At 68.3% G+C, this 23,797-nt stretch carries 29 protein-coding genes; 9 read left to right on the top strand and 20 right to left on the bottom strand.

All coding sequences use genetic code 11. The features are described from left to right. Positions 1-11: 11 nt before the first annotated feature. From AC5WJ1_RS18345 to AC5WJ1_RS18330, 4 genes are all read right to left on the bottom strand, one after another. Positions 12-1,001 (bottom strand): Bug family tripartite tricarboxylate transporter substrate binding protein, encoded by a 990-nt coding sequence (locus tag AC5WJ1_RS18345; RefSeq protein ID WP_135703801.1) that lies wholly within the window; start codon positions 999-1,001, stop codon positions 12-14. 61 nt (positions 1,002-1,062) lie between these two features. Next, positions 1,063-2,229, bottom strand: a complete 1,167-nt coding sequence (locus AC5WJ1_RS18340; protein WP_494476853.1) for an acyl-CoA dehydrogenase family protein — start codon at positions 2,227-2,229, stop codon at positions 1,063-1,065. A 13-nt stretch (positions 2,230-2,242) separates the two neighbouring features. Continuing rightward, complete coding sequence (locus AC5WJ1_RS18335; RefSeq protein ID WP_195431583.1) at positions 2,243-3,457, bottom strand: CaiB/BaiF CoA transferase family protein; 1,215 nt, start codon at positions 3,455-3,457, stop codon at positions 2,243-2,245. Positions 3,458-3,467: 10 nt separating this feature from the next. Next, on the bottom strand, positions 3,468-4,238 hold the full coding sequence (locus AC5WJ1_RS18330; protein WP_133095200.1) for an enoyl-CoA hydratase/isomerase family protein: 771 nt from the start codon (positions 4,236-4,238) through the stop codon (positions 3,468-3,470). Between the two features lie 113 nt (positions 4,239-4,351). Here AC5WJ1_RS18330 and AC5WJ1_RS18325 point away from each other — a divergent pair, with 113 nt between their 5' ends. Continuing rightward, a complete protein-coding gene (locus AC5WJ1_RS18325; RefSeq protein ID WP_133095199.1) occupies positions 4,352-5,200 on the top strand; it encodes an IclR family transcriptional regulator in 849 nt (282 codons plus the stop codon). Between the two features lie 7 nt (positions 5,201-5,207). Here the strand turns inward: AC5WJ1_RS18325 and AC5WJ1_RS18320 are convergent, their stop codons facing one another. From AC5WJ1_RS18320 to flhC, 3 genes are all read right to left on the bottom strand, one after another. Continuing rightward, complete coding sequence (locus AC5WJ1_RS18320; RefSeq protein ID WP_133095198.1) at positions 5,208-6,086, bottom strand: lipid A biosynthesis lauroyl acyltransferase; 879 nt, start codon at positions 6,084-6,086, stop codon at positions 5,208-5,210. A 364-nt stretch (positions 6,087-6,450) separates the two neighbouring features. Further along, positions 6,451-6,846 (bottom strand): hypothetical protein, encoded by a 396-nt coding sequence (locus AC5WJ1_RS18315; RefSeq protein WP_135703805.1) that lies wholly within the window; start codon positions 6,844-6,846, stop codon positions 6,451-6,453. 133 nt (positions 6,847-6,979) lie between these two features. Continuing rightward, entirely contained in the window at positions 6,980-7,546 is a 567-nt protein-coding gene (gene flhC / locus AC5WJ1_RS18310; RefSeq protein WP_133095196.1) for a flagellar transcriptional regulator FlhC, read from the bottom strand. A 198-nt stretch (positions 7,547-7,744) separates the two neighbouring features. Here flhC and AC5WJ1_RS18305 point away from each other — a divergent pair, with 198 nt between their 5' ends. Together AC5WJ1_RS18305 and AC5WJ1_RS18300 are read left to right on the top strand one after the other, a co-directional pair. After that, positions 7,745-7,957 carry a hypothetical protein gene (locus AC5WJ1_RS18305; RefSeq protein WP_135703806.1) on the top strand — a complete coding sequence of 71 codons (213 nt, stop codon included), beginning with the start codon at positions 7,745-7,747 and terminating at the stop codon, positions 7,955-7,957. Positions 7,958-8,229: 272 nt separating this feature from the next. Beyond that, positions 8,230-9,123 carry a BON domain-containing protein gene (locus AC5WJ1_RS18300; protein WP_494476852.1) on the top strand — a complete coding sequence of 298 codons (894 nt, stop codon included), beginning with the start codon at positions 8,230-8,232 and terminating at the stop codon, positions 9,121-9,123. A gap of 69 nt (positions 9,124-9,192) precedes the next feature. On the opposite strand, the gene AC5WJ1_RS18295 is transcribed toward AC5WJ1_RS18300, so the two are convergent. From AC5WJ1_RS18295 to AC5WJ1_RS18285, 3 genes are all read right to left on the bottom strand, one after another. Continuing rightward, entirely contained in the window at positions 9,193-10,068 is an 876-nt protein-coding gene (locus AC5WJ1_RS18295) for an SDR family NAD(P)-dependent oxidoreductase (RefSeq protein WP_240745771.1), read from the bottom strand. A gap of 86 nt (positions 10,069-10,154) precedes the next feature. Further along, a complete protein-coding gene (locus AC5WJ1_RS18290) occupies positions 10,155-10,427 on the bottom strand; it encodes a hypothetical protein (RefSeq protein ID WP_063240779.1) in 273 nt (90 codons plus the stop codon). A 94-nt stretch (positions 10,428-10,521) separates the two neighbouring features. Then, complete coding sequence (locus AC5WJ1_RS18285) at positions 10,522-11,013, bottom strand: flavodoxin family protein (protein WP_135703808.1); 492 nt, start codon at positions 11,011-11,013, stop codon at positions 10,522-10,524. Between the two features lie 160 nt (positions 11,014-11,173). Between AC5WJ1_RS18285 and AC5WJ1_RS18280 the strand changes: the two genes are divergently transcribed. Next, positions 11,174-11,548 carry a DUF2880 domain-containing protein gene (locus AC5WJ1_RS18280; RefSeq protein ID WP_135703809.1) on the top strand — a complete coding sequence of 125 codons (375 nt, stop codon included), beginning with the start codon at positions 11,174-11,176 and terminating at the stop codon, positions 11,546-11,548. A gap of 147 nt (positions 11,549-11,695) precedes the next feature. Continuing rightward, on the top strand, positions 11,696-12,178 hold the full coding sequence (locus AC5WJ1_RS18275; RefSeq protein WP_135703810.1) for a DUF1579 domain-containing protein: 483 nt from the start codon (positions 11,696-11,698) through the stop codon (positions 12,176-12,178). Between the two features lie 21 nt (positions 12,179-12,199). Here AC5WJ1_RS18275 and AC5WJ1_RS18270 read toward each other — a convergent pair whose 3' ends face one another. The 4 genes from AC5WJ1_RS18270 to AC5WJ1_RS18255 form a co-directional block, all read right to left on the bottom strand. Beyond that, positions 12,200-14,554, bottom strand: a complete 2,355-nt coding sequence (locus AC5WJ1_RS18270; protein WP_494476851.1) for a VTT domain-containing protein — start codon at positions 14,552-14,554, stop codon at positions 12,200-12,202. Positions 14,555-14,806: 252 nt separating this feature from the next. After that, complete coding sequence (locus tag AC5WJ1_RS18265; RefSeq protein WP_371704286.1) at positions 14,807-15,136, bottom strand: hypothetical protein; 330 nt, start codon at positions 15,134-15,136, stop codon at positions 14,807-14,809. A gap of 160 nt (positions 15,137-15,296) precedes the next feature. Continuing rightward, the gene (locus tag AC5WJ1_RS18260) at positions 15,297-15,494 is read right to left on the bottom strand and encodes a hypothetical protein (RefSeq protein ID WP_133095189.1); all 198 of its coding nucleotides are present in this window, start codon (positions 15,492-15,494) and stop codon (positions 15,297-15,299) included. A 185-nt stretch (positions 15,495-15,679) separates the two neighbouring features. After that, positions 15,680-15,970: a DUF2188 domain-containing protein gene (locus tag AC5WJ1_RS18255; protein WP_135703812.1), complete on the bottom strand. Its 291-nt coding sequence runs from the start codon at positions 15,968-15,970 to the stop codon at positions 15,680-15,682. A 262-nt stretch (positions 15,971-16,232) separates the two neighbouring features. Between AC5WJ1_RS18255 and AC5WJ1_RS18250 the strand changes: the two genes are divergently transcribed. Next, on the top strand, positions 16,233-16,376 hold the full coding sequence (locus AC5WJ1_RS18250; protein ID WP_010809655.1) for an entericidin A/B family lipoprotein: 144 nt from the start codon (positions 16,233-16,235) through the stop codon (positions 16,374-16,376). Between the two features lie 86 nt (positions 16,377-16,462). Here the strand turns inward: AC5WJ1_RS18250 and AC5WJ1_RS18245 are convergent, their stop codons facing one another. Next, the gene (locus AC5WJ1_RS18245) at positions 16,463-17,467 is read right to left on the bottom strand and encodes an AraC family transcriptional regulator (protein WP_133095187.1); all 1,005 of its coding nucleotides are present in this window, start codon (positions 17,465-17,467) and stop codon (positions 16,463-16,465) included. A 147-nt stretch (positions 17,468-17,614) separates the two neighbouring features. On the opposite strand from AC5WJ1_RS18245, the gene AC5WJ1_RS18240 reads away from it, so the two are divergent. Together AC5WJ1_RS18240 and AC5WJ1_RS18235 are read left to right on the top strand one after the other, a co-directional pair. After that, on the top strand, positions 17,615-18,793 hold the full coding sequence (locus tag AC5WJ1_RS18240; protein ID WP_135703813.1) for an acyl-CoA dehydrogenase family protein: 1,179 nt from the start codon (positions 17,615-17,617) through the stop codon (positions 18,791-18,793). Continuing rightward, the gene (locus tag AC5WJ1_RS18235; protein ID WP_133095185.1) at positions 18,790-19,383 is read left to right on the top strand and encodes a flavin reductase family protein; all 594 of its coding nucleotides are present in this window, start codon (positions 18,790-18,792) and stop codon (positions 19,381-19,383) included. Before AC5WJ1_RS18240 ends, AC5WJ1_RS18235 begins: the two co-directional genes overlap by 4 nt. Here the strand turns inward: AC5WJ1_RS18235 and AC5WJ1_RS18230 are convergent. The 3 genes from AC5WJ1_RS18230 to AC5WJ1_RS18220 all read right to left on the bottom strand — a co-directional run bounded on the left by AC5WJ1_RS18230 (position 19,380) and on the right by AC5WJ1_RS18220 (position 21,673). Next, the gene (locus tag AC5WJ1_RS18230) at positions 19,380-20,264 is read right to left on the bottom strand and encodes a DMT family transporter (protein WP_133095184.1); all 885 of its coding nucleotides are present in this window, start codon (positions 20,262-20,264) and stop codon (positions 19,380-19,382) included. The genes AC5WJ1_RS18235 and AC5WJ1_RS18230 overlap by 4 nt on opposite strands. Before the next feature lie 43 nt (positions 20,265-20,307). Next, on the bottom strand, positions 20,308-21,216 hold the full coding sequence (locus tag AC5WJ1_RS18225) for a 2-hydroxy-3-oxopropionate reductase (RefSeq protein WP_494476850.1): 909 nt from the start codon (positions 21,214-21,216) through the stop codon (positions 20,308-20,310). A gap of 163 nt (positions 21,217-21,379) precedes the next feature. After that, positions 21,380-21,673 (bottom strand): CppA family protein, encoded by a 294-nt coding sequence (locus tag AC5WJ1_RS18220; RefSeq protein WP_133095182.1) that lies wholly within the window; start codon positions 21,671-21,673, stop codon positions 21,380-21,382. A 290-nt stretch (positions 21,674-21,963) separates the two neighbouring features. Here AC5WJ1_RS18220 and AC5WJ1_RS18215 point away from each other — a divergent pair, with 290 nt between their 5' ends. After that, positions 21,964-22,245: a hypothetical protein gene (locus AC5WJ1_RS18215; protein WP_133095181.1), complete on the top strand. Its 282-nt coding sequence runs from the start codon at positions 21,964-21,966 to the stop codon at positions 22,243-22,245. Positions 22,246-22,251: 6 nt separating this feature from the next. On the opposite strand, the gene AC5WJ1_RS18210 is transcribed toward AC5WJ1_RS18215, so the two are convergent. Together AC5WJ1_RS18210 and AC5WJ1_RS18205 are read right to left on the bottom strand one after the other, a co-directional pair. Continuing rightward, positions 22,252-22,944: an aspartate/glutamate racemase family protein gene (locus tag AC5WJ1_RS18210; protein ID WP_133095180.1), complete on the bottom strand. Its 693-nt coding sequence runs from the start codon at positions 22,942-22,944 to the stop codon at positions 22,252-22,254. 108 nt (positions 22,945-23,052) lie between these two features. After that, positions 23,053-23,772, bottom strand: coding sequence for a GntR family transcriptional regulator (locus tag AC5WJ1_RS18205; protein WP_133095179.1), 720 nt, complete (start codon positions 23,770-23,772; stop codon positions 23,053-23,055). Positions 23,773-23,797 lie beyond the last annotated feature (25 nt).

The following is a 23,797-nucleotide window of genomic DNA, read 5'->3' as shown; positions in this document are numbered from 1 at the left end:
GCGCCCTGAAGTCATTGCAGCGGAATCTTGGCCACCGCCGCCAGCCGCTTCCAGCGCACGATCTCGTCCTTCTGGTACTGCAGCATTTCCGCCGGCGAAGACAGGATCAGCCTGGTCGACTGGCGCGTGTAGTACTCGCGCACGTCGGGCGCGTTGCCGGCCTGCGTGAACAGGTCCTGCAGGCGCTTCACCACCGCCGGCGGGGTTTTGGCGGAAATCGCGGCGGCCACCCAGTTGTAGGCCAGGAAATCGGGCAGGCCGGCCTCGACGATCGACGGCACGTCCGGCAACAGCGGCGAGCGCTGCGGCGCGGTATAGGCCAGCGCCCGGATCTTGCCGCCGCGCACCAGTTCGATCGCGCCGGTGGCATCGACCACGGCAAAGTCCACGTTGGCCGCCATCACGCCGTTGATCGCATCGCCAGCGCCCTTGTACGGCACCGGCGTGGTCTTGATCCTGGCCAGCTCGTTGAGCCATTCGCTGTACAGCGTGTACGAGATCGAGCCCGTGCCATAGTTGAGCGCGCCGGGCCGCTTGCGCGCGTCTTCCAGCAGTTCCGCCAGCGTGCGGTAGGGGGAACCGGCCGGCACGATGACCACGCACGGCCCGCGCGACAGCAGCGTGATCGGCGCGAAATCCGTCAGCGGGTCATACGGCAGCTTGCGGAACGTGGCGGCATTGGTCGACAGCGTGGAATTGCTGCCGATGAACACCGTGTAGCCGTCCGCCGGCGCGTTCAGCGCGGTCTGCACGCCGATAAAGCCGTTGCCGCCGGGCTTGTTCTCGACCACCACGCCCTGTCCGGTCAGCTCGCCGATCTTCCTGGCGAACAGGCGCGCGGTGGTGTCGGTGCCGCTGCCCGCCGGGAACGGCACGATAAAGCGCATCGCGCGCGAGGGAAAGGCATCGTCGGCAGCAAACGCCGGGAGCGGTGCGATGCCTGCCAGCGCTGCGGCGACGAGGCCCAGGAAGCGGCGGCGCGAACGGTAAGGCTGTTGCATGGTGTCTCCTTTCGGTCGAAAAAGCCCGGCGTGTTCCCGCCGGTGCAAAGTGGTCAGTAGATCAGCGGCGCAGGCCGAGCAGGTCGCGCGCGATCACCCAGCGGTGCACTTCGCTGGGCCCTTCGTAGATCCGCATCAGCCGGGTCTCGTTGGCCATCTGCTGCAGCGGCAGCTCCTTGGTCATGCCCATCGCGCCAAAGGTCTGCATCGCCTGGTCGATCACTTCCCACGCCATTTCGGTGGCGAAGACCTTGATCATCGAGACCTGCGTGCGCGCCTCTTCGCCGGCGTCGATGCGGCTGGCGGCTTCGTAGGTCATCAGGCGGCAGGCGTGGATGCGCGTGGCGGCGTCCGCCACCCACCACTGGATCGCCTGGCGCAGTGCCAGCGGCGCGCCGAACGTCTGCCGCTGCGGCGCGTATTCGCAGATCATGTCGAGGGCGCGCTGCGCCCGGCCGATGCACCATGCGGCCATCTGCACGCGGCGCGTGGACAGGCGTGCCTGCATCGGCGCAAAGCCCTGGCCTTCGGTGCCAAGCAGCTGCGTGGCGGGGACGCGGCAGTCTTCCAGAACGACTTCATAGGTGGAATGGCCGCCGATCATCGGGATGCGGCGCTCCACGCGCAGGCCGGGCGTGCCGCGCTCGACGATGAAGGCCGAAATGCCGCCGCGCGCGCCCGAGGCCTTGTCGGTCACGGCCATCACGATGGTCCAGTCGGCGCGCGCCGCGCGGCTGATCCAGATCTTGCGGCCGTTCAGCACCCAGTGGTCGCCGTCGCGTTCGGCGCGTGTGGTCATCATGGCCGGGTCGCCGCCGGCGCCGGGCTCGGAAATGGCGATGGCCGATACCGTTTCGCCGCGCGCATACGGGTCCAGGTAGCGCTCGCGCTGGGCGTCGTTCGCGGTCAGCATCAGCATGCGCAGGTTGGGCGAATCCGGCGGCAGGTCATAGGGCGTGATGGTCTTGCCGAGTTCCTCGTTGACGCCGACCATCGCTACCACGGGCAGGTCGGCGCCGCCCATCTCGGCGGGCGCGTCCAGTCCCCACAGGCCCAGCTCGCGCGACAGGCCATCGAGCCGCGCCTGTTCTTCCGGCAGCAGAGCGTGCTGCCCGCCCCCGGCCTCGCGGGCCAGCACCGCCGGCTCCAGCGGGATTAGCTGCTCGCGCACAAAGCGCGCGACCAGGTCCTTGAGCATGCGGTGTTCTTCGTCGAGCTGGAAATTCATGCGTGTCTCCTTGTTATTCCTGAGCGCCGGCGGGTGTGCCGGCATGCGCGGCGGGTAGGGTGATGCCGGCTTCCTGCAAGACCTCGGCGGTGTGTTCGCCCAGTGCCGGCGCATGCCGGCGCAACGACAGCGGCGTGGCCGAGAAGCGCGCGGCCGGGCGCACTTCGCGCAACGCGCCTTCGGTTGGGTGCTGCGTGGCCTGGAACAGGCCCACGGCTTGCAGGTGCGGATGGTCGACCAGCGCATCGAGCCCGTAGATCGGCGTGGCGGGGATGTCGAGCGACTCGAACAGCGCCATCCATTCGTCGGTGCTGCGCTCGGGCGTCAGTTCGGCCAGGTGGCCATACAGCGCGCGGATATTGGCATTGCGCTGCGCGCGGTCGCCGACTTCGTAGCGGTCGGCAAGATCGTTGCGGCCGACCGCACGGAAGAAGGCTTGCCAGTGGCGTTCGGTATAGGGCAGCGCGCAGATCCAGCCGTCGCGCGTCGGCGCGGGGCGGCGGCCGCCTTGCAGCAGCCGCGCATAGCCCGCGCCGGCGGGAGCGGGCTCGAAGGTCAGGCCGCCCAGGTGCTCGGTCATCACGAAGGCGGCCATGGTCTCCAGCATCGGCACTTCGACCGACTGGCCCACGCCATGGCGCTCGCGGTGCAGCAGCGCGGCCAGCACCGCGTTGGCCAGCGCCAGCCCGGTGGTCTTGTCGGCGATCAGGCTGGGCACGTATTCCGGACGCTCGCCATTGCCCGCGCCCAGCGCCACGAGTCCGCAGCCGGCCTGGATGATGTCGTCGAAGGCGGGCTTGTCGCGGTGCGGGCCGTCCTGGCCGAAGCCGGTTGCGACGCAGTACACGATGCGCGGGTTGATGCGGGCGACTGCCTCGTAGCCAAAGCCCAGCCGCTCGATCGCCGCCACGCGCATGTTGTGCACCAGCACGTCGGCACCGGCGATCAGCGCGCGCAGCGCTTCGGCGCCCTCGGGGGTCTTCAGGTCGAGCACGACCGAGCGCTTGTTGCGGTTCAGCGCCAGGTAGATCGAACTCATGCCGGCGTGCTGCGACACGCCGTTGGCGCGCATCAGGTCGCCTTCCGGCCCTTCGATCTTGATCACGTCGGCGCCAAAGTCGGCCAGCACCTGCGTGGCCAGCGGACCGAGCACGACCGCGGTCAGGTCCAGCACGCGGATGCCGTCGAGCGGGCCGGCGGGCGTGGCAGGGGTGTGTTGTCCAGGCACGGTTGGCTCCTTAGCGGCGGTGGAACACCGGCGTGCGGCGCTCGGCCATCGCGGCCACGCCTTCGCGGAAATCCTCGCTGCGGAACTGCCCGCGCTGGACGGCCAGTTCGCGCTGGTTGACCTCGGCGATGCGGTCGGCCAGGCCCTCGCGCAGCGTGGCGCGCGTGGTTTCCACCGCCAGCGGCGCCGAGGCGGCGATTTCCTGCGCCAGCGCCATGGCGCGGTCGTTGACTTCGGCCTTGGCCACCAGTTCGTCGGCCAGGCCGATGGCGACGGCGTCGGTGCCGGAGATGCGGCGGCCGGTGTAGAACAGCAGCGCGGCCTGCTGCTCGCCGACCAGCCGCGGCAGCGTCACGCTGAGGCCGAAGCCGGGATGGAAGCCCAGCCGGTTGAAGTTGGCGCTGAAGCGTGCCTCGGCGCAGGTTACGCGGAAGTCGGCCACCAGTGCCAGGCCCAGGCCGGCGCCGACGGCGGCGCCTTCCACCGCGGCGACGATGGGCTTGCGGTTGCGGTAGAGCTTCATCGCTTGTACATAGAAGCCGGCCGGGTCATTGGCGATCTCGCCCTGGCCGGCGCCGCTGAAGTCGGCGCCCGCGCAGAAGGCGCTGACGCCGGAGGCCAGCACGATGGCGCGGCAACTGGCGTCGTCGTCCAGTGCCAGCAGCGTGTCCGCGAGCCGGCGCATCACGTCGGCATCGACAAAATTGTGCGGCGGACGGGACAGAACGATGCGGGCGACGTGGCCGTCGCGGCTGAGCTGGATATCGGCGGCGGATGACATGCGGGGCGCTCCTCTGTGTTGTGGGCCGGTGCAAGAGCCGGCGGAGCCCACAGTATTCGCGCTGCGGCGCGTCGCCGCTATACTCGGATTTCGCTTACTGAAATTATGCGGAGATGGCCCGGACAGCACCCGAAGCACCCGAAGCGGTGTCGACGCGCCGCGTGACCCACCAGACCGGCCGCTTTACCCGCGATACCGCCGGCAGCCAGTCACTGGAACGGGGGCTGGTGCTGCTGCGCGCTTTCCGCGTCGGGACCACCAGCCTGACCAATGCGGAACTGGCGGCGCGCACCGGCCTGCCGCGGCCGACCGTCAGCCGGCTGACGCGCTCGCTGGTGGACGCCAGCTTCCTGCGCTACGACGTCAACGAACGCGCCTACCGGCTCGCGCCGGTGGTGCTGAGCCTGGCCGATGCCTTCCGCCATGCGAACCGCGCCGCGGAAATCGCGCTGCCGCTGATGCGCAAGGTGGCCGAGGCCGACAAGGTCAACGTGGGACTGGCGGTGGGCGACAAGCTCGACATGGTGTACCTGGCCTCGATCCGGCATAGCCTGGACAGCGTTTCGCGCACGCGGCGCGTGGTGCCGGGCACGCGCGTGCCGATGGAGCTGACATCGATCGGGCTGGCATGGCTGGGGGCACAGCCGGACGGCGTGCGCGAGGACATGCTTGAAGGCATCGCGGCGCGGCAGGGCGAGGCCTGGCCGGCCATGCGGGCGCGCGTGCTGCGGGCGATCGGGCAGTCGCAGCAACGCGGCTTTTGCACCGCCGCCTACCAGCAGGGGCATTTGCTGGCGGTGGGCGCGGCGTTCCGCGGCCCCGACCAGCAGCTCTATGGCCTGAACATCAGCTTCCCGTATTCAGCCAGCGAGCGCAGGCGCGACAACGCCCGCTATGCGGCAAAGCTGGCGCGGCTGATGGACGATATCCAGTCCGCGTGGCAGCGCGCCGGCGGCGGCTAGCGCCGGCTCAGTACACCGGCGCCATGCCGGCGGGCCGGTTCTTGAAACGGCGGTGGACCCAGTAGTACTGCTCGGGCATGGTCGCGATCTGCTTTTCCAGGAAGGCATTCATGCGGCGCGAATCCTCCTCCACGGAGCCGGACGGAAAGCCCTCCAGCGGGTCGAACACGCGCAGGCGATAGCCGCGGTAGTCGGGCAGCACTTCGGTAGTGAACGGGACCACGCGCGCGCCCGTCATGCTGGCCAGCCGCGAGGCCGACGTCAGCGTGCAGGCCGGCACGCCAAAGAACGGTACGAACACCGAATCGGTCAGGCCGAAGTCCATGTCAGCCGCCAGCATCACCGGGCAGCCGGCACGCAGCGTGCGCACCACCTGCTTGCCGCTGCCGCTGCGCGGAATCATCTCGGCGCCAAAGCGCCCGCGCTGCGCGCGCGCGATCTCTTCCAGCATCGGGCTCGACATCCTGGTGTACAGCGATGCGACCGGGTGGCGGATCGAATAGAACATGCAGCCGGCTTCGATGCCGACGAAGTGGAAACCCAGGAAGATGGTCGGTTGCCCGGTGCAGGTGGCCAGGTCGATGCGGCTGTCCAGTTCGATCAGCTTGTCCAGCTGCTGCGCATCGCCGAACCATTGCACGCCGCGCTCCAGGTAGCTGCGCATGACATGGCCGAAATGACGCCGTGCCAGCCGATGCCGGGCGGCTTCATCCATGTCCGGGAAACACAGCGCCAGGTTGGTCAGCACGATCCGGCGCCGGCGGCTGGGGATCTGGTACAGCAGCTTGCCGATGCCGTCTCCCAGGCGCGCGGTCACGCCGTAAGGCAGCGCGGCAAAGAATTTGAAGACAGCGACGACAAGTGCGGCCCGGAGCCGATGGGTCATGAGGATCCTGTGGAGCGATGGCGGCAGCGCGGCGTTCCGGCGCGCGGCTGCACAGCGATGATTGGGCGCCACGGCAGGTGGCGGACGAGGGCGGGCGGGGCGCGCGCGGTCGGCAAGAGCGAAGGCTGGCGGCCCGGCACGTCGATTGGGCAACGCCTGGCGCGCACGGTGTGCGCGCCGGAAATGTCGGAACGGGGACAAAGGCGCACAGTTGCGCTGGCCCGGTGCGAAGGGCGCACTGTAGCACGTTGCGCCAAGCTGGCTTGTACCGAGGTGTTACAACGTCGACAAAGTGTCCGCCACGCACCGGTGGCGGGGCATAGTCTTGGCGGCTGCGTTGTCGCACCGCTGAAGCGCTGCGCCCTCAGTGCTTCAGTTCGCCCAGGTAGTAGTTGATTTCAGCCAGCAGGGTGTCGTGGAATTCCGCCGGCAGGCCCCGGTCGTCGGTCAGCGCCAGCAACTGGTCGACGCGCACGCGGAAGCGCCGTTCCACCCCGGCCTGGGCTGCCGGCGGCAGCCCGGCGGCCAGGGCGGCGAGCAGTTCCCGTATCACCAGCAGGCGCGCGCCATACTGCACCATGGCATCGCCCTGGGTCTTGAGGTTGGTGGCCAGCAGGTCCGGGTTGGCCGGCGCCGCGGGCGCGGTGACGGCAGGCGCGGGCGGCACGGCAGGCGCTGGCGCCAGGTTGTGGGCATCGTTGGCGGCCTGGGAGGGCGCAGCGGCGCCGAGTATGCGGGACAGCAGGTTGATCCTGAACATCGGCGGGGCTCCCGAGGCAATCGTGAAGACCGCGTGCATGCGCGCGGCTGGCCGGTTTGGCTGGCTTGCCAATCTTGGGAGGGCGCGGCGGCGCTGACAGTGCGGCAGGAGACAATGCCTGCCACCGGCGCGCTCAGGCCACCGTGCTCGCGGCCGCCTTGCGGCCCTTGCCGGCCCGCGCGGGCGGCATGCACATGCCGCAAACGTAGTGCCGGCGCGGGCCATTCGCCTGGACCACGTAGTCGCCTGCGCAGCGCCGGCAGCGTGCCAGCTGCAGCATGCCGTTCTCGTGGAAGCGCACCAGCGTCCAGGCGCGCGTGAAGCTGAGTTCCGCGGTTTCCCCGGTGACGGAGAGCTGCTCCCGGTAGACGCGGTAGCCCGACAGTAGCGCGCGGATACCCGCCAGCCCGCCGGCGTCGCGCATGAAGCGGTAGGCATTGAGCAGCATCGACGCATGCGCATTGGGCCGCCACGTCACGAACCAGTCGGTCGAAAAGGGCAGCATGCCCTTTGGCGGCGATGTCCCGCGCAATTCCCTGTACAACCGGACCAGCCGCCCGCGCGGCAACGACAGCGCCGATTCCAGCACCTGCAGGCGCGCGCCCAGCCCGATCAGTTCGATGGCCAGCTGGGTCTGCTCCACGTCATGCAGCACGCTCCTGGCGGCGGACGGCGGGGTTGTGGCAGTGCGCAAATCCATCGTCTCCCAGGTTTGTTTTCGCTGAATTGCGATGGATTTTATGGACCTCCGTTTAGTTATGACTCTGATATGAATCAAGAGGCGCTTTCATGCCGGGCGTGTAGGAGGAGTGCCCACACGCTATAGGACGGACGCCGATTTTGCCGTGGCACCCATGCGCTACCCTTCAAGAACACGTAAACGACTCGGGAGCGACCCATGGCTGCGAACTTCCTCATCAGGCAGACGCCCCAAGGCTGGGAACTGACGGTCGAAAGTGCACGCAAGGGCCTGGTTCATTGCGAGGATCGGGACGTCGCCGTCAATATCGGCAAAGCCGCGGCAAAGCGGCGTGGCGTCGGGCTGATCATGCAGGAAGACCAGGACGGCAGCGGATCCGCGCTGGACTTTGCGGAGTCACTCGCCGCCTGAGGCGATGCATCATCGGGATCCAGGCCGGGTCCCTTGCAGGAACATCCGGGGTTTCTCCGGCATCGCAAGGATGCCTTACAAAGGCGGGCGCTTTTTACAGGGCGCCCGCCTTTGCGTTGGCTTGCGCCGGCGTGAACTGCAAGCCGCGCGCGGCCGCGCGACATGCCTGCCGCAGTGGAACGGAACTTGCGCCCTCAGGCAAGCGGTGCGGCGCCGCTGCATGCCGGCGCCGCAGTTTCCATTCCGCAGTTCCGATCGGCAGGAGACGAACCATGCATCCATTCCGGAATCAAGGCAGCAGCTCTTGGTGGCGCGACGAAGAGGCGCCGCACCGCGCAGGCGCGGACGACCCGCGCGGCTATGGCGAAGGCCGCTACGGGCAGTCTGGCGGGCCGGCCCGCGACTATGGCGAAGGGCGCTACGAAGGCCGCCAGCGCCATGGCGACGATGTGCGTGGGCAGGGCTATTACGGCAGCCGCCAGGGTGGCCGCGAAGACTGGCAGCGTTCCGGCCAGCGCGCGCCGTGGGACGAAGATGAAGCGTGGCGCGCCAGCGGCCCGGACCAGGGCGGAAACGTGCGCGACGAGTGGGGCGAAAGCCGCCGCGGCGGCCAGGCCATGACCGGGCGCCAGGGCGGCATGGCCTCGCACCGAAGCGAGTATGACCGGGGCGAAGGCAGATCTGGCCAGCCGTTGCGTGGGCGCGACCGCGTCGGCCCGAAGGGCTACCAGCGCAGCGACGAGCGTATTCGTGAAGAAATCTGCGAACGGCTGGCCCATGCGCGCCATGTCGACGTGCAGGACGTCGAGGTCGACGTGGAGGGCGGCGTGGTGCGGTTGAGCGGGAATGTCCGCGATCGCCACCAGAAATACTGCATCGAAGACATCGCCGACGACGTATTCGGCGTGCGCGAGGTCCATAACGGGATCCGGATGGGCGCGGCCGGGCCGTTCGGCGTCTCGGGGATTTCCGAGGGTGTCAGGGAGGCTGCAGGGGATATGCGCCGCACCGGATCCGCCGCAGGCGGGCGCGGCCATGTCAGCGGCGTCAGCAGTTCGGGCAGCGCGACCGGGTCGAGCGCCAGCAGCTATGGCGGCGGCATGGAGGCGGGCAGCGGCGGCCCGGGTGCCGGCCGGGACAGCACCGGCGGCACGACGCGCATCTGATCTGCCACGTTATCTGCGATATGCGATGAGAAGGGGCGCGCCGCTGGCGCGGCCCCTCTGCCGTCTGGCTCAAGCGTCGCGGCGCGCTCCTCCTGCTGCTCCTTTAAGTGGTTCCTCCGGCGGCAAGCGATCGTCTGCCTCGCTGCGCGGCTGCGCCATGCGGCGATGCCGCTCGGCCAGCACGTCGGCCGGCGTGACCATGGCAATCGCCGCACGCAGCTTGTTCTGCCACCCGGTGATGACCTCGCCTTCGCCGCGCATCATCGCATCGAAGCCGCTGCGTGCCACATCGGCCGGGTCGGCCTTCTTCTGCTGGGCGATCCTGGTGTCGAGCAGGTCGGCCCGCTCGAAGAACTCGGTCTCGGTCGCGCCGGGCATCAGGCAGGTCACGGTTACGCCGCTGCCCTGCAATTCGTGCCGCAGCGCGTATGAAAACGAATCCAGGAACGCCTTGGTGGCGTTGTACACCGCCTGGTAAGTGCCGGGCGTGAAGCCGGCGATCGATCCCGTGATCAGGATGCGTCCGCTGCGCTGCTCGCGCATGCGCTGGCCCATGCGGTGCAACAGGTGGACCGTGCCCGTCACATTGGTTTCCAGCACGCGCTGGATGTCGGCAAAGTCCTGGTCCAGGAACGCGTGGCCGAGGCCGCGGCCGGCATTGGCGCAGAGCACGTCGACCCGGCGGTTATCGACGGCCGCGCACAGCTGCTCCACGCCCGCCGGCGTGGAGAGGTCCGCCACCAGCGCCTCCACCTGGGCACCCTCGTCGCGCAGTTGCGCGGCGGCCACTTCGATTTGCGGCTCATCGGCGGCGATGACGAGGTCATAGCCGTGCTGCACGCAGCAGCGCGCCAGTTCGTAGCCGATGCCTGACGAGGCACCGGTGACCACGGCAAGCAGGCCGGCGCGGGCCGGGGATGGGGAATTAGAGGGAGTATCAGCCACGATGGCCTCCGGGGACGGGCAGCGGAGGGCATTCTTACCGCCGCGTTGTAAGGTTTAGCCACACGTGGCGCCAGCCTGCAGTTGCCTCAGCCCACGCGCCGCCAGGCATGTATGCCGAACCAGACGCCCAGCAGTGCCACGATCGTCGCCAGCAGCGCCAGCGCCGCGCATGCCGCCGGGGCGAGCGAGCCGAACCAGGCAAAGGCATCGGTACGCCGCCACAGCACCCAGGCGAGCGTGGCGGCCATCAATACCAGGGCGGTCTGCGTCAGCGCCTCGACCACGCGCATGGGGCCGCGGGCGGTGCTGTCCAGGGGATCGCGGCGGGCTTCGGCCGCAGTGACTTCGGGATCTTCCATGGCGCTGCGCGCAGGTGCGCCCAGGGGGCGGATGACATGGCGGTGCAAATCCCGTTCCCGGACGGGAGTCACGCTGGCCAAGGCTCCAGGCCGGTCAGAACACGCCCAGCGCCACCCCTGCCGCCAGGCCCTCGCCCAGCGCCGCGCAGCGCGCCAGGTCGTCCGCTTCGATCTGCTTGGGGGCCAGGATGCGCTCCGGCGTCTGCGCGTGCGTGCAGACGATCAGGCCGGGCGCAACGGGGTTGAGGCGCCAGCCGGTGGCAATGCGCTCGACCTGGCGCAGTGCGTTCTGGCCATCGCTGCCGGCGCAGATCATGGTGGCGTAGGGGCGGCCGTTGATGCGGTCCAGCGCGGGGTAATAACAGCGGTCGAAGAAGTCCTTCATCATCCCCGCGATGGCGGCGAGGTTTTCCGGCGTGGCGAACAGGTAGCCGTCGGCGGCCAGCACATCGTCCGGGCCGACTTCGGCCGCACGCTTGAGCACCACGGCGACGCCTTCCTGCGTGCGCGCGGCCGCGGCGGCGGCCTCGGCCATCTGGCGGGTGCCGCCGGTCATGGTGTGATAGACGATCAACAGCGTTTTCATGCTTGCGGGCAGGTCGGGGTGCGCGGATCACTGTAGCACGCCGGGCACCAGTGGCGACCTGGGAACTTTTACAACGCGCCGGCGGACTGACCGGCATGGGTGTCGGCGTTAAAATGTGGCGCCCGTGCAGTTTTTGCCCCCCGGTCCAGGAGTCTCCAAGATGCTTTCGCCGCGCTCGTCGCTTTCCCAGCGTTCCCTGTCCGCCGCGCTCGTGCTGTTGCTGTCGCTTGGCTGCGCGGCAACCGTGCAGGCCGCGCAGGCTGGGGATGAAGCGCCAAAGCCGCGCGGGCGCGACGAGGCCCCCGAAGCCCCGATCGCCTGCATGAAGGCCGTCAAGGCCGCGCTGCCCAACCCCGGCAGCTTCAAGTGGGTCGGCGCCAAGACCCGCAAGGTCGCGGAAGACGCGTACAGCGTAGTGGGCGACGTCGAGTACCTCGCGCAGGACGGCGCGGTGCGCAAGGCCAAGGTCCAGTGCGACGTCATGCGCGCGCCGGGCAACCAGTTTGTGGTGCCCAAGGTGCGGCTGCCGCAGTAAATCCGGCCGACAGCCCAGGCAGTGCCACCTTTCGCGGTGTGCCGCAAAGAAATGTGGATGCTGTCCATTTCCTTTGCTAGTCTATGTGTACGGCATCCACAAATGCCGGTGCCGGGGATGGTGGCCGCAAACGCTAGGAGACCCTGAATGAAGACCGAAGCACAGAAGGAACACCGCTGGCTGCAACGGCTGGCGGGCGAATGGATGGCCGAAGGCGAGGCCGTGATGGGACCGGACCAGCCTGCGCAGAAGTGGCAGATCCCCGAGAGCGTGACCGGTATCGGCGAGCTTTGGGTGCAGGGCACGGCGCAGGGCGACATGCCGGGCTGCGGCCCCGCCACTACCGTGATGACGCTGGGCTACGATCCGGCCCGCAAGCATTTCGTCGGCACCTTTATCGGCTCGATGATGACCCACCTTTGGGTCTACGAGGGCGACCTCGATGCGGGCGGCCAGCAACTGACGCTGCGTGCCGAGGGACCGGACTGCTCGGGCAATGGCCGCACGGTCCAGTACCGCGATGTAATTGCCTTCAAGGATGACAACGAACGGACGCTGACGTCGTTCATGCAGGGCGAGAACGGCGAGTGGACCGAGATCATGAAGGCGACTTACCGTCGCAAGCGCTAGCGCGGCGCCCGCTCCTGACGCTCAGGTGCGCTCACCCGCGGCGTGGGCGACGCGCGCCATCCGGCGCCCGGGACCGCCTGGCCCGCGATGCTGGTCGTCATGCTGGCTGTCCTGATCGCCGTCCTGCTGGCTGTTCTGCTGGTTGCCCGGTTGGCTGTCCTGCTGATTCACTGGCCGGTGCCGTTCCGCCTTGTTGCGTTCGGCATTGCGCCGCCGCCGGCGCCGCAGCACCAGCAGCAGCGATGCCGGCAGCAACAGCACCAGCGCCAGCAGGGCAAAAGTCGCCAGCCCCGGGTTGCGCGCCGCGGCGGCAACGCGGTCGACCAGGAAGGCCGAGATCACGATGCCGGGCAGCATCCCCAGCGCCGTGCCCACCAGGCAGTCGCGCAGGCCGATGCGCGAGGCGCCGACCACCAGGTTGACCAGCGAGAACGGTGCGATCGGCACCAGCCGCAGCACCACCATCGCCAGCACGCCATGCCTGCCCAACTGGTGGCTGACCCGGTTCAGCCGCCGGCCGCCGAAGCGCCGCACGGTATTGCGGCCGAGCAGGCGGCCCGCCAGGTAGCCCGCGCCGGTGCTCAGCATGGTGCCGCCCAGCGCCAGCGCGGCGCCGTAGAGCGGCCCGAACACCACCACGGTCACGAGGATCAGCAGCGTCACCGGCAGCATGGTCACGGCACCGGCGACGTATATCCCCATCATCGCCAGCGGCGCCATGGGCATATCGTCCAGGCGCTCGACCACGGCCAGCAGCGCGCGGAAATCCGCCCATTCGCGCAGCGGCGTATAGCGCCAGGCGAAGGCGAGTCCCGCCAGCACCAGCGCCAGCGCCACCATCACGCCGACCCGGCCCATCACGCGCGGGCGCGCTTCGTGGCTGACGAACTCCGCCAGCACCTGGTCGCTGTCGATGGGCTCGATCGGGTCGAGCAGGTGGTCGGCCGGCGACGCGGCATCGAGGTCGTCCGGCAGCGGCGGCGCATAGTCCTCGAGCGTGCGGCCATCTTTTTGCTGCAGCGCGCGGATGGCCGCCAGCAGGCTGCGCGTTTCGGCCACCTTGGCCTGGAATGCCTCGGGCGTGACGTCCAGGTGCTCGCCCAGCAGCCGCGCCCGCATCGCCGCGATGGCCTCGCGCACGCGCGGGTCGCCGCCCGAGGTCACCACCACATTGCACTCGGTGTCCAGTCCCAGCGAACGGTTGCTGAGGTTGGACGAGCCGATGGTCAGGAAATCATCGTCGATCACCGTGACCTTGCTGTGGATGTTGACGCATTCCGGCAGCAGCCCGGGGATCGTCGGGCAGTACAGGTGGAAGCGGTCCCAGCTGTCCGCCGCGCGCAGGCGCCGGTACAGGCGCGCGCGCAGCACGCCCATGCTGTGCGCCTCCAGCCAGCCGCTTTCGTTGCGCCGCGACACCAGCACGATATCCGGGCCGTCCTCGCGCCCCAGCCGTCCGGCCAGCGCCTTGGCGATCTCGCCAGAGCTGAAGTACTGGTTCTCCATGTAGATGCTGTGCCGGGCCGAGGCGATGGCATCGCGCATCAGCATGCGGATCTCGCTCACGCCTGGCTCGTCCTCGCACACCGGCATGGTGCGGGCGATGCCGACGCGCACATCGGTCAGTTCCGGCGCCAGGCTGGGCGGCCAGGGGTCCGAGGAGGTTGCCGCCGGCGGGCGCGGCCTGCGGCCCGTCGCGCGCAGCCAGCGCGCCGCGCACAGCATGGCGAGCGCGGCGGCGGCCTGGCCATCGAGCGCGCACTGGACGTCGTGGAAGGGCGGATAGGGCTTGCCTTCGGCAACGCGCAGCGGCGCGCCTGGCGCGTGGCTGTTGTCGTCCCAGCGGCGCAGCGTCAGGTCCAGCCCGCCGACGAAGGCGACCTTGCTGTCGATCACCACTACCTTCTGGTGGTGCGACGCGCCCGGGGGATGGTTGCCGTCGAGGCGGAACGACAGGTGCCGGTGCGCCTGCCAGTGCGCGCTGGCCGACGGCAGCCATTCGCGCTCCATCGCCATCACCATGGCGTAGTCCCAGCTCAGGATGTAGATGCGCAGTTCGGGACGGCGGTCGGCCAGCGCGCAGAGGAAGTCGCGCAGCCCGTCGGGCAGGCCGTCCTGCGCGCCTTCGGGCACGAGTTCCATGCGGCTGTCGATGTCCCAGCCGAGGATGAAGATGGTGTGCTCGGCGCGCGGCAACGCTTCGCGCAGCGCGCGGAAATAGGCATCCCCGTCGACGAGCATGGCAAAGCGCCGGCAAGGTTCGACGCACCAGCAGTTGCGTCCCGGTTCCAGCTTGAACGGGGGTGGTTCCTGCAATGCATGCGAAGTGTCCGGCGGTGGCTGCGTGGCCGTGCCAGGCGGATTCGGTGGCGACATTTCGAACGCTCAGGGGGATAAGCCTCAAGCGTCGCGCAAGTTCCATACCGGAGGGTGGGCCGGGGGACCGGGGAGCGTTGCCGCGATGGAAAACGGCGCACACCGCTACGGGAATGACGGTGAGGCGGGCGCGCTGCGTGGACGATGCATCCGCGACATGTGTGCGCCGATTGTTCAACGCTTGGCCGCAGGTGTCCGCTTTACCTGCTTTTGTAAGAAGCGCACTGCCGGCGCATGGGGCGCAGGCAATTCTTACGGTGCCTGGCGGCGCCCCGGGCGGGCAATGCCCCAGGCGTCAAGCAGCGGCTGGAAGTGCGGCGAGTTGTCGCGTGCGGCCGGCGTGACCTTGCGCGGCGGCGGCAGCGGCCTGCCGGTCAGTACCAGCAAGCTGTCGGCCTGCGCGGCCATGTCCGGCTCCCCCGCATAAGCGACGACGCCCATCTGGCGGGCCGATTTCAGGGCGCGGGTCAGTTCCGCGGCACTCAGGCGGCTGGCGGCGGCAAGCCGGTGCCGGGGCATGGGCCCCTTGGCACGCAGGCTGTTCATCAGCGCCAGCACGCATTCCCGGGTGGTTCGATCCATGTCGCTGCGTCAGAGGATTGGGCATCCGCCTGACCCGTTGGGGCCATAAGGATGCGGGAATCCATTCTTCCGCAAGGGTCATAGCTTTGCCAACCCGATATGACACTTGTTCACATTCTGTGGCGTGTCCAGGGAAGGCTTTCAAAGCATGGGGAGGCCTTCAGTGCCGGGTTTGCGGATTGCCATATGGAAGCCGGTGTTCCGCGCCGCCGGCCACCCCGGCGGCCGCGTTCTGGCGGCGCCATCGGCGGGCCTGCCTGGCATGCACATCGGTAGCCATTTCGTGTAATTCGGCGATCCTGGCCTCGAGCGGGTCGGGATAGATGTCGAGCGGGCGGAACCTGAGGATTCGGGACATGACGGGTCTCTGTAAGTGCCTGGTCTTAGTATTGGCACTGAACCCGTCAATTGCATGCTGCAATTTCTGCGCCGTTGATCTAATTCAATGTTGACCGCGCAATGAACTATTGCCGGCGATGGCGAGAAATGCCGGGAGCGAATGCCGGGAGCGGGCTGGGCGTTTCCAGCCCCACCGTACCGGATTCAATGCCCCAGGCGGGAGATGGCCCTGGGGTCGCGGCAGTAGATCTTGCGCTCGCGCACCAGGCCGTCGCGCCCATGGATGCACAGCGACACGCCCTCCTGGCGCGCCCGCATCCAGCCCGCGGCGATGGCGGCTTCCTGGGTCGGAAAATGCAGCGCCGTGGCTTCCTCGTCAGCGCCCATGCCATCCATGCCATCCATGCCTTCAATGGTCAGGGCCCATTCGCCGTCGCGGGCGGCATTGTCATTGTCGGTTGCGGCAGGAAGCACGTGGATGCTGCGTGACGTCATGGCGGTCTCCCGGGAAGTGGACAGGTGTGGACCTACATTTCTAAGCGAAGCCGCGGCGCGCGGGTATCGGTCGCTGTCCTACACCGCGTGGACATGTCGCGCCGTCGGCTGACATCGGGGTAGGACGAAAGCCGACTTTTCGCGCGGTTGGCGGTTGCTACGATCCAATTGCCGGTTGGGCATGAAGCTGCCCGGTCAAGCCATCCCGAGCTATTCCATCCTGGCGGCGCATGCCGCTTCCACACGAAGCAAGGAGATCGTCATGAGAAAGCTGTTCGCACTGTTTGCCCTCGCTGGCGTGATGCTGGTTACGGGCTGCAACACCATGGCCGGTGCAGGCAAGGATATCGAACGCGGCGGCGAGAAGGTGCAAGGCGCGGCGGAAAGCACCAAGCAGAAAATGTAATCGCCTGCCGATCGCAGGCGCAGAGGACAACGGCCCGTGCTCCAGGCACGGGCCGTTTTCGTTCGCGGGAATTTCCGAGCGCGGATCTAGTGCGCGGCCGTGACCGCCACGCGTTCTTCGTCGGTGCGGCTGCGGCGCCAGCTTGCCGGCGGCAGGCCGAACTCGCGCTTGAAGGCGCGGCTGAAAGCCGCCTCGGAGTCATAGCCGACCGCGCCGGCGATCTCGCCGATCGAGCGGTTGCCGCTGCGCAGTTCCGCCGCTGCGGTGCGCAGGCGCCAGTGCGCCAGGTACTGCATCGGCGGCTGTCCGAGCAGGTCGGTAAAGCGCTGCGCCAGCGCCGAGCGAGACAGGCCGACGTTGCCGGCCAGTTCGTCCACTGTCCACGGGTAGGCCGGGCGCGCATGCATGCGCGACAGCGCACGCCCCACGTAGCGGTCGCGCAGCGCGGCGAGCCAGCCGCTTTCGTTGTCCGGTAGCGTGTCGATGCAGCGCCGTACCGCTTGCACGAACAGCAGTTCCGACAGCTTGGCCAGCACCGTGGCGGTGCCCGCTCGCGGCTCGGCGGCTTCCGAGGTGGCGAAGGCCAGCGCGGTGGCAAGCCATGCCGATTCGATGCCGTTGTCGAGCCCCACTTTGAACAGGCGCGGCAGCGAGGTCAGCAGCGGGTTGCCCATGGTGTCGTCGAATCCGAGGAAGCCGCACACCATGCGCGTGGTCTCGCCACCGCCGCCGTACGACACGCGCATGACTTCGCCCGGGCTGTTGCGCAGCATGTCCGCGACCAGCGGCGCGGACTGCACCGGCTGCAGGTGCAGGTCGCTGCCCAGCACGTGCGGCTCGCCCTGCGGCACCACCAGCAGTTCGCCGCTCTCGACGCGCACGCCCGGCCCCGTGCTTCCGACCAGACGGGCCCAGCAGACGCCTTCGGTAATCAGGTGGTAGGAGACGACGCGATCGGTGCCGGGCAGGAAGGCGGCGCGCAATTCAGCATCCGCTTCAGACACCAGGCACCACGGCGACTTGAATTCGCCGTTGAGGAAGACCGCGCCGCTCAGTTGCACGGCGCGCAGCAGGTCGGACAAGGCATCCATGGTCACTTTCCTCCAGATCCGGTGTTTCGCGCAAGAAAGCCGGACGCCCGATCATACGGGCAAGGGGACCAGGCTCCGATACTAGCACCGTGCTACGGGCCGGACAACGGCAGCCGGGCACGGATCAGACAAGCCGGAGACAACACCATGGAAACAGTTACCGCCCCCGATGCCAGCGCAGGTGCGCAGGCCGACTGGCTCGCACTTGCCGCGGCGCTGGGCCGCACCTTCGACACCCGCGCCCCCGAGATCGACGCGAGCGGGCAGTTCGTCAGCGCGAACTACGACGACCTGCGCGCGCACCGGTTCTTTGCCGCCGCCGTGCCGCAGGAACTGGGCGGTGCCGGCCTGTCGCACCAGGAGCTGGGCAGCGTGCTGCGCGAGCTGGGCAAGTACTGCGGATCGACCGCGCTGGCTTTTGCCATGCACACGCACCCGGTAGCCACCGCGGCATGGCGCTGGCGCAACCAGAAGGCGCCGGTGGAAGGACTGCTCAAGCGCGTGGCGGGCGAGCAGATGGTGCTGCTGGGCAGCGGTGGCTCGGACTGGCTGCAGGGCAGCGGCAAGGCCACGCGCGTCGATGGCGGCTTCCGCGTGGACGGGCGCAAGATCTTCGCCAGCGGCGCGCCGGTAGCTGACCTGTTCATGACCTGCGCGGTGTATGACGATCCCGAATCCGGCCCAACCGTGCTGCATTTCGCATTGCCCATGAAGACCCCCGGTGTGAGCGTGATGTCGAACTGGCACACGCTCGGCATGCGCGGCACCGGCTCGCACGATGTGATGCTCGAAGGCGTGCTGGTGCCCGACACCGCCATCGCCGCGCGCCGCCCGCAAGGTGTTTGGCATCCGATGATGCATACGGTCTCGATGATCGCGTTGCCGCTGATCTATGCGGTCTACGTCGGCATTGCCGAGGCAGCGCGCGACATTGCGCTGCAACTGGCGCGGCAGCGGCGCCTGAACGCGCATGCGGTGGAAGCGGCCGGCCGCCTTTGCAACGAAGCGGAAGCCGCGCGCATGGCGCTGGATACGATGTTCGACGCCGCGGCGGGCCAGGCGCCGGGTGCGGTGACCACCAACCGCATCATGTGCGGGCGTACGCTGGCGGCGCGCGCGGTGCTGGCGACAGTGGAAGCGGCCATGGACCTGGCCGGCGGTGCCGGCTTCTATCGCGACGCCGGGCTGGAGCGCCGCTTCCGCGATGCGCAGGGCGCGCGCTTCCATCCGTTGCAGGCCGGTGCCCAGCAGGAGTATGCGGGGCGCATGGCGCTGGGCCTGGATATCGATGCGCCTCCCGGCGAGGTGCGGCAGGCCGCGCAATGATGCCCGCACCAGCCCCGCTGCCGTTTGCCACCGAGGCCTGCAACGACAGCGGCTGCGATGACCTGGGCGGGGCCTCCGGCGGCATGGGCCACGACGTCCGGGCACGGCGCGCGCTGCGCGACGCGCTCGGGCAGTTCGCCACCGGCGTGACGGTGGTGACCGCCGCGGATGCGCAGGGCCTGCCGGTGGGCGTGACGATCAACGCCTTCACTTCCGTATCGCTCGCGCCGCCGCTGCTGCTGTGGTGCCTGGCGCGCGCTTCCGGCAGCCTGCCGGCGCTGCGCGCCGCGCCCTGCCATGCGATCAACGTGCTCGGCAGCGGGCAACTGGCCTTGTGCCGGCGCTTTGCGGACCGTGATGTCGACCGCTTTGCCGGCGTCGACTGCCGCCCCGGGCCGTGCGGCACGGTACTGCTCGCCGGCGCGCTGGCGACGTTCATCTGCCGGCACCGCTCGGTACGCTCGCTCGGCGACCACGTGGTGTTCGTGGTCGAGGTGGTGGCCTATGGCACAGCGCCAGGTGCGCCGCTGGTGTTCCATGGCGGTGGTTTCGGCGAAGGGGTGGCGCGCATCGACGCCGGCGCGGCCTAGCGCAGCACCCGTGCTCCGCGGGCCTTGCCGGCGATCACCAGCGCAATGCCGCCGAGCACGGCTACCGCGCTGACGGCGAGCCGCAGCGTCAGCCTTTCACCCAGCAGCACGATGCCGCCCGCCGCGGCGATGACCGGCACGCTCAGCTGCACCGTCGCGGCGGTGGCCGCGCGCAGGCGCGGCACCACCGCATACCAGACCACGTAGCCAAGCCCGGACGTTACTGCGCCGGACAGCAGCGCGTACACCAGGCCCGCACGATCCAGCGAACGCTGCGCCTGCATCACCGCGGACAGCGCCAGCGCCAGCGGTACCGCGCGCAGGAAATTGCCGGCCGTGGTCGTTACCGGATCGGCATTGCGCCTGCCGTGCAGCGAATAGATGCCCCACGCGACGCCAGCCAGGATCATCTGCAGCGACGACAACAGCGGCGGCGTGGCCAGTCCCGGCAGCAGCAGCCATACCAGCCCGGCAAGCGCGAGCGCCAGGCCGATCCATTGCTGCATGCGCAGCGGCTCGCCGGCCGCCAGCCCGTAGCCCGTCATGGTGGCCTGCACGGCAGCGAACAGCAGCAGCGCGCCGGTGCCGGCGCCCAGGCGCAGGTAGGCAAACGAAAACGCCGCGGCGTAGCAGAACAGCGCCAGCGCCGAGACCCAGTTGCCGGCCAGCGGCGGAAACCTTGCTGCCGTGTCCGCTCGCAGCACGCGGTGCTGCACCACCACGATGACCCACAGCACCGCTGCCGCTGCGGCGACGCGCGCCAGCGTAAAGCTGGCCGCGTCGATGGTGGTGCCTTCCAGCGCCACCCGGCATAGCAGGGAATTGCCGGCGAAGGCCAGCATGGCCAGGGTGGTCAGCAGGATGGTGTTCGCACTCGGCATGCGGGCCAGGGGGTGTATGCACGCTAGACAGAGCGGCTTGGGCTTAGGCCGCGAGCGGCGTGTCGCCGATGGCGAACGACGACAGGTGCTCGATCGCCCGCACTAGCGCGGAATGGTCCCAGCCGCTACCGCCCAGGCCGCCGCAGACATTGAACAGCTGCTGGCACGAGGCAGTGTTCGGCAGTCCCACGCCCAGCTGGCGTGCGGTGGACAGCGCCAGTTCCAGGTCCTTCTGGTGCAAGGCGATGCGGAAGCCCGGGTCGAAGGTCCGCTTGATCATGCGTTCGCCATGGACCTCGAGGATGCGCGAACTGGCAAAGCCACCCATCAGTGCCTCGCGCACGCGCGCGGGATCGGCGCCGGCGCGCGCGGCCAGCACCAGCGCCTCGCCGACGGCCTCGATGGTCAGGGCCACGATCACCTGGTTGGCCACCTTGGCCACCTGGCCCGCGCCGACTTCGCCTACGCGCACGATGTTCTTGCCCATCAGCTGCAGCAGCGGCAGCACGCGGTCGAACACTTCCTGCTTGCCGCCAGCCATGATCGACAGCGTGCCGGCCTTGGCGCCGACCTCGCCGCCGGACACCGGCGCATCGACATAGTCAACGCCCAGCGCCTCGATGCAGCGCGCGAACTCGCGCGTGGCGATCGGCGAGATCGAGCTCATGTCGATCACCGTGACGCCGCCCGCGGTCTCGGCAAGGCCGTCGGCCACGCCTTCCTTGCCGAACAGCACCTGCTCCACATCCGGCGTGTCGGGCAGCATCAGGATGATGGTGTCCGATTGCCGCGCCAGATCCTCGGCGCTGCTGCAGGCCTGCACGCCAGCATCCAGCAGGTCCTGCGGCACGCCGCTGCGGGTATGGGCGAATACGGTATGCCCGCCGTCGACGATGTGCTGCGCCATGGGCTTGCCCATCACGCCAAGCCCGATAAAGCCGATCTTGCTCATGACAGTGTCCGGTGGTTGTGTCGGAGCGCCGCGCAAGGGCGGTCGCATAACTCTGATCATAGTCAGTCGCACGCCGGCAAGGCTGCGGATAGTGCGCTGGCCGGACCAAAAGAATAAGCCCCGCGCCACATTGGCAGCGGGGCTGGTCGCGCGCCGGCGAGACTTAGCGGCAAGCGGCATCCCTGGCCGAATCGCCCGGACGCTGGCCCAGGATCTCGCGGATGCGGGCCAGGTACTGGTCGCCAACGGTCCGGTGCATGCGCGCGGCCTCGGCGGCGAACTGGCGCCGGCCGGGCGGGCGGATGCCCAGGCTGCGGCAGACCGTCGACAGGTAGGGCTTGCGCTCGCGGCCCAGGCGCAGCGCCACGGTCTGCAGCGCGGCATCGCCGATGCGCCCGCGCAGCCAGGCGAGCACCTGGCGGTCGTAGTCGTTTTGCACGCGGATCAGGTGTTCCATGGCCAGACTCCTACTGTTCATCCATACAGTTACTGTAAATATATACAGTATCCGGACGGATGCAAGAAAAGTCTGCGTCGATTTAGCGCCGCGCCGGCGATCCTTGCGGCCAAGCCACCCCGGGCATGCGGAATACCGCGAGGCCCGTTACTCCCCTTGGTCGCAGGGAAGCCGATCCTCTAGCATTGATACGCCGGCCAGGCGAGCAACTGCCTGAAGTAGCGGCCACCAGTCAAGTGACGGTTACGAAGCTCCAGGAGGTATCGGATATGTCTGCCACAAGGATAGAGATGTGCGACCAGGATGGCGACGGGGTATTGACCATTCGGGACGACGGCGCCGAATTTTCAGGAGTCGCGCTTGAGCTTTCGAATCTCTTCGGTGAAGACGTAGTCGCGGATCTCGACAAGCACCAGTTGCTCAATTGGTGCGAGACGGTCGCCGCCCACCTTCGCAACCAAGGCGTTATGCCGAGCGAGTGCGCTCCGGAGGGCAGCGTCAACAAGACCAGTCAGAGCCGGACGAAAGAACAGCCTGGCGTCGACGAGCTTGTGCAGACGGCGGCATCCTGATTTGATTCAGTGGCCGGGCGCGGCAAAACTGCCGTAGGTGGCCTTGCGTGGCCTTAGTTTTGCGAGCGCCTCTGCCTGCACGGCGGCACAAGCGATGCCGTCCAGGAGCGGCACGTCTGCCTGCGCGGCAACCGCCGGGACATAGCCGCACAATGCGGCAGCCACGGTGACGACCACGTCCGCGCCGTCGTCCCGGCTGAGCGAAGTGATGGCATCGCGCATCATTGCGCCGACTTCTTGCGCAAGTCCGGCGCCGTATGGCGCTGCCGTTTCGATGCCGCGGATGCCGGCCACGCGTCCGGCATAGCCGTATGAGGCCGCAAGTTCTCCGTACAACGGCGTCAAGGCGCGGCCGACGGTCAACAGTCCGATCCTGCCGCCCATCATGCTTGCCGTTGCCAGGGCCGCTTCGGTCGTTCCGACAACAGGGACCTCAAGCATCTGCCGCAATGCATGAAGGGCAGTGTCCATCGAAACCCCCAGAATCACGGCCTCGACATTGGCATCCAGCGTCCGGGCCATTTTCAGCAAGCCATCGATTGCAGCGGCATTGTCCACGCGCGACCGGATAACCGCGGGACCTGCGGCGTTGGTCAGGCCGAAAATCTCGCACGCGTCGCCGGTGGCCCGCCTGGCTTCTGCAAGCATGCGGTCGGTGATGTGCTGGCTGGAATTGGGATTCAGGAGGGCGATACGCATGGGCCTGGACTTGTCAGTAGCCGTCGATGATGCCGGCAAGTTCAATGCTGTGTCTCGTGGGAGAGGAGGCGAGCCGCCAAACGACGGCGCCTGATCTTCGCCTTGGTACTAGGCCTGCGGCATGCCGCTGGCCGCGCCCGCCTGGATCAGCAGCACGGCATCGCGCTTGTCTAGCAGGTGCTGGCGCAGGATTGCGGCAAGCCGCTTGCCATCGCGGGCTTCCAGGGCCACCAGCATCTCTTCGTGGTCATGGATGGCGCTGTCCCATTTCGGCTTCTGGTAGTTTGAACGGAAGCGCAGTGCCTGCAGCTTCCGGTTCACTGACAGATAGGTCTGGCGCAGTGCCATATTGCGTGCCGCAAGGTTGATGCGGTCGTGGATCTGGTGATTCAGGTTGTAGTAGCCGGGCAGGTCTTCGTTTGCCCTGCACGCCAGCATCGCGTAGTGAAGCGCCTTGATTTCCGCCAGTTCGACAGCGGTGATGCGCGCGCAGGCCAGTTCGCCCGACAAGGCTTCCAACCCGCTCATCAGCTCGAAGGTATCCAGTATTTCGTCCGTCGACAGCCGGGATACGGTCGCGCCGCGATTGGGAGAGATATCGATCAGCCCTTCGGCGGCGAGCACCTTCAGTGCCTCTCTGAGCGGCGTGCGCGAGATGCCGAGGGTCTCGCACAATTCCCGTTCATTGAGCTTGCGGCCTGGCTCCAGCACCCCCTCGACGATAAATGTCCGCAGGTGCGCCACCACCATGTCATGAAGGCGCTGGCGTTCGAGCTTGGGCAGGACCGGGGCTGGCGAATCCAGGCCGCGGGCGTCTTCTTTTGGCATTCAAAATTCCTTACGCGCGTTTGCA

It is taken from the genome of Cupriavidus sp. MEYA8 (assembly GCF_059278825.1).
The sequence above is the reverse complement of the archived record's forward strand: the minus strand, read 5'-3'. Positions and strand labels throughout refer to the sequence as shown.